The sequence below is a fragment of the Cellulomonas fulva genome, from assembly GCF_018531375.1.
GTDB lineage: Bacteria > Actinomycetota > Actinomycetes > Actinomycetales > Cellulomonadaceae > Cellulomonas > Cellulomonas fulva.
Genome location: NZ_JAHBOH010000002.1, coordinates 667,482 through 675,099 on the forward strand (window position 1 = coordinate 667,482; position 7,618 = coordinate 675,099).

At 74.1% G+C, this 7,618-nt stretch carries 7 protein-coding genes; all 7 read left to right on the forward strand.

What is annotated here, in order from left to right; all coding sequences use genetic code 11:
* Positions 1-25: 25 nt before the first annotated feature.
* The 7 genes from argF to tyrS all read left to right on the forward strand — a co-directional run bounded on the left by argF (position 26) and on the right by tyrS (position 7,068).
* Positions 26-961 carry an ornithine carbamoyltransferase gene (gene argF / locus KIN34_RS16490; protein WP_214353068.1) on the forward strand — a complete coding sequence of 312 codons (936 nt, stop codon included), beginning with the start codon at positions 26-28 and terminating at the stop codon, positions 959-961.
* A gap of 5 nt (positions 962-966) precedes the next feature.
* Entirely contained in the window at positions 967-1,560 is a 594-nt protein-coding gene (locus tag KIN34_RS16495; RefSeq protein ID WP_372449566.1) for an arginine repressor, read from the forward strand.
* Positions 1,553-2,791 carry an argininosuccinate synthase gene (locus KIN34_RS16500; protein ID WP_214353072.1) on the forward strand — a complete coding sequence of 413 codons (1,239 nt, stop codon included), beginning with the start codon at positions 1,553-1,555 and terminating at the stop codon, positions 2,789-2,791. The genes KIN34_RS16495 and KIN34_RS16500 overlap by 8 nt, the downstream gene beginning before the upstream one ends.
* Positions 2,784-4,214 (forward strand): argininosuccinate lyase, encoded by a 1,431-nt coding sequence (argH, locus tag KIN34_RS16505; protein ID WP_214353074.1) that lies wholly within the window; start codon positions 2,784-2,786, stop codon positions 4,212-4,214. The genes KIN34_RS16500 and argH overlap by 8 nt, the downstream gene beginning before the upstream one ends.
* 10 nt (positions 4,215-4,224) lie before the next feature.
* Positions 4,225-4,821 carry a uridine kinase family protein gene (locus KIN34_RS16510; protein WP_214353075.1) on the forward strand — a complete coding sequence of 199 codons (597 nt, stop codon included), beginning with the start codon at positions 4,225-4,227 and terminating at the stop codon, positions 4,819-4,821.
* A 104-nt stretch (positions 4,822-4,925) separates the two neighbouring features.
* A complete protein-coding gene (locus tag KIN34_RS16515; protein WP_307858313.1) occupies positions 4,926-5,666 on the forward strand; it encodes a DNA-3-methyladenine glycosylase in 741 nt (246 codons plus the stop codon).
* A 139-nt stretch (positions 5,667-5,805) separates the two neighbouring features.
* Positions 5,806-7,068 carry a tyrosine--tRNA ligase gene (gene tyrS, locus KIN34_RS16520; RefSeq protein WP_214353076.1) on the forward strand — a complete coding sequence of 421 codons (1,263 nt, stop codon included), beginning with the start codon at positions 5,806-5,808 and terminating at the stop codon, positions 7,066-7,068.
* Positions 7,069-7,618 lie beyond the last annotated feature (550 nt).

Consider the following 7,618-nt stretch of genomic DNA (forward strand, 5'->3'; position numbering starts at 1 on the left):
GCGGCCTCGACGACGGGAGCCTCGCGTGACGCGTCACTTCCTCCGGGATGACGACCTCAGCCCCGCCGACCAGAAGGCCGTGCTCGAGCTCGCCCTCGCCTTCCAGGAGGACCGCCAGGTCCGCACGCCCCTGGCCGGTCCGCGCGCGGTCGCGATCATCTTCGACAAGCCGACGCTGCGGACGCAGGTCTCGTTCTGCACCGGTGTCGCGGAGCTGGGCGGCTTCCCCCTCGTCGTCGACGGCAACCTGGCGCAGATCGGGACGCGCGAGTCCATCGCGGACACCGCGCGCGTGTTGGGCCGCCAGGTCGCCGCGGTGGTGTGGCGCACGGGCGCGCAGACGCGCATCGAGGAGCTCGCCGCGCACGCGGGCGTCCCGGTCGTCAACGCGCTGACCGACGAGTTCCACCCGTGCCAGATCCTCGCGGACCTGGCGACGGTCGCCCGCCACCGCGGCGGTGTCGACGCGCTCGCCGGGCTGACGCTCGCCTTCGTCGGCGACGGCGCCAACAACATGGCGCACTCGTACCTCCTGGGCGGCGCGACGGCCGGGATGCACGTCCGCGTCGGCGCGCCCGAGGGGTACTGGCCCGACGAGGCGGTCGTGGCGGACGCGCAGCGCGTCGCGGCGTCGACGGGCGGCTCGGTCACGGTCGTCGCGTCGCGCGACGAGGCCGTGGCGGGCGCCGACGTCGTGGCCACCGACACGTGGGTGTCGATGGGCCAGGAGGGCCAGGCCGCCGAGCGCGAGACGCCGTTCGTGCCGTTCCGTCTCGACGCGGCCGCCCTGGCCCTGGCCGCACCCGGTGCCCAGGTGCTCCACTGCCTGCCGGCCTACCGCGGCAAGGAGATCACCGCGGACGTGCTCGACGGGCCGCAGTCGGTGGTCTGGGACGAGGCCGAGTTCCGCCTCCACGCGCAGAAGGCCCTCCTGACGTTCCTGCTCGGGGCCCAGGCGTGAGCGTCGTGAGCCCGACGACGGTGCCGCAGACCAAGGTCGCGCGGCAGGCGCTGGTGACAGCCCTCCTGTCGCGCGGCACGGTGCACTCCCAGCAGCAGCTCGCCGAGCTCCTGGCGGACGAGGGCGTGAGCGTGACGCAGGCGACGCTGTCGCGCGACCTCGTCGAGCTGCGCGCGGTCAAGGTGCGCACCGCGTCCGGTGCGCTCGCGTACGCGATCCCCGCCGAGGGTGCGGTGCGCACGATGCCGGTGCCCGCCGACGCGGACACGGCCGAGCTCCTCGCGGCCCGGCTCGCTCGGCTGTGCGGCGAGCTCCTGCTGACCGCGGAGTCGTCGGGCAACCTCGTCGTGCTGCGGACCCCGCCGGGCGCGGCGCAGTTCCTCGCGTCCGCGATCGACCACTCCGTCCTCCCGGCGGCGCTGGGCACGATCGCGGGCGACGACACGATCCTCGTCGTGTCGCGCGACCCCGACGGGTCCGCGCTCGCCGCGCGCTTCCTGGCCCTGGCCTCGGACGTGCGCGGCACCGAACCGACCAAGCACCACCCCCTCGAGAGCATCCCCTCCCGAACGAACCTGAAGGAAGAGCACCATGACTGAGCGCGTCGTCCTCGCGTACTCCGGCGGCCTGGACACCTCCGTCGGCATCGGCTGGATCGCCGAGGCCACCGGCGCCGAGGTGATCGCCGTGGCCGTCGACGTCGGCCAGGGCGGAGAGGACCTCGACGTCATCCGCCAGCGCGCGCTCGACTGCGGCGCCGTGGAGGCCTACGTCGCGGACGCGCGCGACGAGTTCGCCCAGGAGTACTGCATGCCGGCGCTGCAGGCCAACGGCCTGTACCTCGACCGGTACCCGCTGGTCTCGGCGCTGTCCCGCCCGGTGATCGTCAAGCACCTGGTGCGCGCGGCGCGCCAGTTCGGCGCGACGACCGTCGCGCACGGCTGCACGGGCAAGGGCAACGACCAGGTCCGCTTCGAGGTCGGCATCACGTCCCTCGCCCCCGACCTGACCTGCCTGGCGCCGGTCCGCGACCTCGCGCTGACCCGCGACAAGGCCATCGAGTTCGCCGAGCGCAACAAGCTGCCGATCGCGACCACGAAGCACAACCCGTTCTCGATCGACCAGAACGTGTGGGGCCGCGCGGTGGAGACGGGCTTCCTCGAGGACATCTGGAACGGCCCCACCAAGGACGTCTACACCTACACCGACGACCCGACGTTCCCGCCGGTCGCCGACGAGGTCGTCATCACGTTCGAGGCGGGCGTCCCGGTCGCGCTCGACGGCGTGCCCGTCACGCCGCTGCAGGCGATCCAGGAGATGAACCGCCGGGCCGGCGCGCAGGGCGTCGGGCGCATCGACATCGTCGAGGACCGCCTGGTCGGCATCAAGAGCCGCGAGGTCTACGAGGCACCGGGCGCGATCGCGCTGATCGCCGCGCACCAGGAGCTCGAGAACGTGACCGTCGAGCGCGAGCAGGCGCGGTTCAAGCGCCAGGTCGAGCAGCGCTGGACCGAGCTGGTCTACGACGGCCAGTGGTTCTCGCCGCTCAAGCGCTCGCTCGACACGTTCATCGCGGACACCCAGCGCTACGTCTCGGGCGACGTCCGCCTGGTCCTGCACGGCGGCCGGGCCGTCGTGAGCGGCCGCCGGTCGGACGCCTCGCTCTACGACTTCAACCTCGCGACGTACGACACGGGTGACACGTTCGACCAGGCCGCGGCCAAGGGCTTCATCGAGATCTACGGGCTGTCGAGCAAGCTCGCGGCGGCGCGCGACGTGCGGTTCGGCAACGCCGAGGACCTCGGCTCGCAGGGCGGCATCGATGCCTGACGAGTCGTCCGCGGCCGCCCCGCTCGCCCTGTGGGGCGGCCGGTTCGCCAGCGGACCGGCCGCCGCGCTGGCGGACCTGTCGCGCTCGACGCACTTCGACTGGCGCCTCGCGGACGTCGACATCTCGGGCTCGGTCGCGCACGCGCACGTCCTGCACGCGGCCGGCCTCCTGTCCGACGAGGAGGAGCGGGGCATGGTCGACGCGCTCGAGCGGCTCCGCGCGGACGTCGCGTCGGGCGCGTTCGGGCCGTCGCCGGACGACGAGGACGTGCACACGGCCCTCGAGCGCGGCCTGATCGAGCGTGCGGGCGTGGACCTGGGCGGCAAGCTGCGCGCGGGCCGCTCGCGCAACGACCAGATCGCGACCCTGGTGCGCATGTACCTGCGGCGGGAGGCGCGCGCGATCGCCGGGCTGGCGCTGGACGTCGTCGACGCCCTCGTCGCCCAGGCCGACGCGGCGGGTGCGGCGCCCATGCCGGGACGCACGCACCTGCAGCACGCGCAGCCGGTCCTGCTCGCGCACAGCCTGCTCGCGCACGCGTGGCCGCTGCTGCGCGACGTCGAGCGGTTCGTGGACTGGGACCGTCGCGCGGCGGTCTCGCCGTACGGCTCGGGCGCCCTCGCCGGCTCGTCGCTGGGGCTCGACCCCGCGGCGGTCGCGGCGGAGCTGGGCTTCGACGCACCCGTGGAGAACTCGATCGACGGCACGGCGTCGCGTGACGTGGTGGCCGAGTTCGCGTTCGTCGCGGCGATGCTCGCGGTGGACGTCTCCCGGCTGGCGGAGGAGGTCATCCTCTGGGCGACCAAGGAGTTCGGCTTCGTGCGGCTGCACGACTCGTTCTCCACCGGGTCGAGCATCATGCCGCAGAAGAAGAACCCGGACGTGGCCGAGCTCGCGCGCGGCAAGGCGGGTCGCCTGGTCGGTGACCTCACCGGCCTGCTCACGACGCTCAAGGGCCTGCCGCTCGCGTACAACCGTGACCTGCAGGAGGACAAGGAGCCGGTGTTCGACCAGGTCGACCAGCTGACGGTCCTGCTCCCGGCCTTCGCGGGCATGGTCGCGACTCTCACGTTCGACACCGACCGGCTCGCGGCGCTCGCCCCGCAGGGCTTCTCGCTCGCGACCGACGTCGCCGAGTGGCTGGTCCGTGAGGGCGTGCCGTTCCGGGTCGCGCACGAAGTCGCGGGGGAGTGCGTCCGGGCGTGCGAGGCGCACGAGCCGGCGATCGAGCTCTGGGAGCTCACCGACGACGAGCTCGCCGCGATCTCGCCGCACCTCACCCCCGCGGTCCGCGCGGTGCTGTCGGTCGAGGGGTCGCTCGCCTCGCGCTCGGCGCACGGCGGCACCGCTCCGGTGCGGGTCGCGGAGCAGCTCGGCCGCGCCCGGGACCGGGCCGGCGAGCTGCGCGCCTGGGCCTCCTGACCGCCCGTCGGTGGCACCGACCCGGACGCCCGACGAGGGCGCGCTCGCGACGATCGTCGAGCGCGCCCTCGCGGCGTCCCCCCGCCTCGGCCCCGTGCGGCTGGTCTGCGTGGACGGCCCCGCGGGATCGGGCAAGACGACGACCGCCGCGGGCGTGGCCGAGCGCGCGGCCCGTGGCGGCACGCGCTCCCTCGTCGTGCACCTGGACGACCTCTACGAGGGCTGGGACGGGCTGGACGGCTCGCTGTGGCCGCGGCTGTCCGCCCAGGTGCTCGAGCCGCTGCGACGGGGCCGGCCCGGCCGCTTCCAGCGGTACGACTGGGAGCGGGGGAGGTTCGCCGACTGGGTGGACGTCCCGGTCCCCGACCTGCTGGTCCTCGAGGGCTGCGGCTCGGCCCAGCGCGCCGCCGACCCGCTCGCGGTGCTCCGCATGTGGGTGGAGGCGCCGCCCGACGTCCGGCTCGAGCGCGGGCTCGCGCGCGACGGGCAGGCCGCCCGTGCGCACTGGGTGCGCTGGATGTCCGACGAGGCCGCGCACTTCGCGCGCGAGGGAACCCGCGGACGCGCCGATGTCCGGGTGGACGGGTTTGGCAGGATGACCCCGTGACCGACGCACCCGACCCGACTGCCCCGGCGCCCGTGCGCGCGGGGGGCTCGGTGGTGGAGCGCGACGAGCCCGGCGCCGGTCCGGTGTCCGGCCCGCCCCGCGAGGTGCCCCGGACACCGGACGCCGCCGACCCGCGGCGCTTCGTGTCGGTGCCGGCGCGCGTCTGGTACGCCCGCGACGTGCACGCCGTCGCGCGTGACCTGCTCGGCGCCTACGTCACCTCCCGGTCCGCCGACGGTGACGTGACCGTCCGCGTCACCGAGGTCGAGGCGTACGGCGGCGCCGACGACCCCGGCTCGCACGCCTTCCGCGGTCGGACGGCGCGCAACGCCGTCATGTTCGCCGAGCCCGGCCGGCTGTACGTCTACCGCCACCTCGGGCTGCACCACTGCGTCAACGTGGTGACCGAGCCGACGGGGTCGCCGTCGGCCGTCCTGCTGCGCGCCGGCGAGGTGGTCGAGGGCAGCGACCTCGCCTGGCACCGCCGGGAGAGCGTGGGCGTCGTGGACTCGCACCGCCAGCTCGCGCGCGGTCCCGCGCGGCTCGCCGTGTGCCTCGGCCTGGATCTCGGCGCCAACGGCGCCGACGTCACGGAGGCCGGGGGCGCGGTCGTCGTGCACCGTCACGAGGGCGCGACGATCTCCACCCACGCGAGCGGGCCCCGGGTGGGCGTGTCCGGTGCGGGCGGCGACGCGGGGCGTCATCCGTGGCGCTACTGGCTGACCGACGAGCGCACCGTGTCGGCGTACCGGCCGGCGTACCGCTCGTCGCGAGGGGCCGGGCACCCGTCCGGAGCCTCCGCGGGTGCGGGCTATCGCCAGCCGGCGTCGGAAGACGCCCCGTGACGGGGCGACGACGTCGGCCACCGACCGCCCGCGCGTGCCGTCCGACCACCGGACCGGTCCGCACCCACGTGAACGAGCCTGAACGAGCCTGAGCTCGCCGACCCCCGTCGCCCAGCGACGACCACGACCGGAGAACGACGTGACCCACATCCTCGACGAGCTCGCCTGGCGCGGGCTCATCGCGACCTCCACCGACGCCGACGCCCTGCGCGCGGCGCTGTCCGCGGGGCCGGTGACCCTCTACTGCGGGTTCGACCCCACCGCGCCGAGCCTCCACATCGGCAACCTGGTCCAGATCCTCACGGTGCGCCGGCTGCAGGACGCCGGGCACCGCCCGATCGCCCTCGTCGGCGGGGCCACCGGTCTGATCGGCGACCCCAAGATGACGGGCGAGCGCACCCTCAACTCCCGCGACGTCGTCGCCGGCTGGGTCGAGCGGATCCGCGCCCAGATCGCGCCGCTGCTGCGGTTCGACGGCGACAACCCCGCCACCCTGGTCAACAACCTCGACTGGACGGCGCCGCTGTCGGCGATCGACTTCCTGCGCGACGTGGGCAAGCACTACCGGCTCGGGACCATGCTCGCCAAGGACACCGTCGCCCGGCGGCTGCACAGCGAGCAGGGCATCTCGTTCACCGAGTTCAGCTACCAGATCCTGCAGGGCATGGACTTCCTCGAGCTGCACCGCCGGCACGGCGTGACCCTGCAGACGGGCGGCTCCGACCAGTGGGGCAACCTGCTGTCCGGGGTGGAGCTGGTGCGGAAGGTCGAGAGCACGGCGGTGCACGCGCTCACCACGCCGCTGATCACCAAGGCGGACGGCACCAAGTTCGGCAAGACCGAGTCCGGCACGGTCTGGCTGGACCCGGAGATGACGACGCCCTACGCCTTCTTCCAGTTCTGGCTGAACGCGGACGACGCCGACGTGGTCGGCTACCTCAAGGTCTTCACCTTCCGCACGCGCGAGCAGATCGACGAGCTCGCCGAGGCGGTCGCGGCGCGGCCGGCGGCCCGCGAGGCGCAGCGGGCCCTGGCCTACGACGTGACGGCGCTGGTGCACGGCACGGCGGCCGCCGACGCGGTGGTCGCTGCGTCGCAGGCGCTGTTCGGCCGCGGCTCGCTCGCGGACCTCGACGCCGCGACCCTGGGAGCGGCGGTCGCCGAGCTGCCGACCGCACCCGGACGGGCCGGCGACCTCGTCGTCGACCTGCTCGCCGCGACGGGCGTGGTGAAGAGCAAGTCCGAGGCGCGGCGCGCGGTGGCCGAGGGAGGGGCGTCGGTCAACAACGTCCGCGTGCCCGACGAGGCCGCGGTGCTCGCGCCGGACGACCTCCTGCACGGTCGCTGGGCTGTGCTCCGGCGCGGCAAGCGCACCCTCGCGGTAATCGACGCGGGGGCCTGACGCCCGCGTGCGGGACCGCCGCCGCCCTCCGCAGGCGCCCGGCCACCGGAGGGCGGTGCGTTTCCGCAGGTCAACGGTCTGCCAGCGCGTGGTGACGGGGGTCACGCGACCGCGATTTGCCGAGCGCCGCAACGTCCGCGTAATGTTCCACAGGTCGCCCGGCAGGGAGGAACGGACACCGAGTCCGGATCCGCGAGGATCCGCAGCAGGTGGTCGGTCCCGCAGGCGGCCAACCCCGACTCTTCGAGCGGCGCTTCGTGCGCCCTGGACGAGACGGCTGCCTGGGAAGCCGGGCCACGGAGAAGCTCGCAAGGGTGGTTCCGGAGGCCGGGAAGATCGGGTAGAGTACGGAAGCCCCCGGATCGCCACGGCGAGCGGGGAGAACACACAAGCCTCTGGCTCGGGATCGCAAGATCCCGGGGAGATGCGCGTCTGTTCCTTGAGAACTCAACAGTGTGCCAAGTAGTCGATGCCATATGGCCTGTCCCGTGTTGCGGGGTGGGTTGATGGTTGAGATGGAGGCCTGGTGCCCACCCCGTGGGTGGCTGGG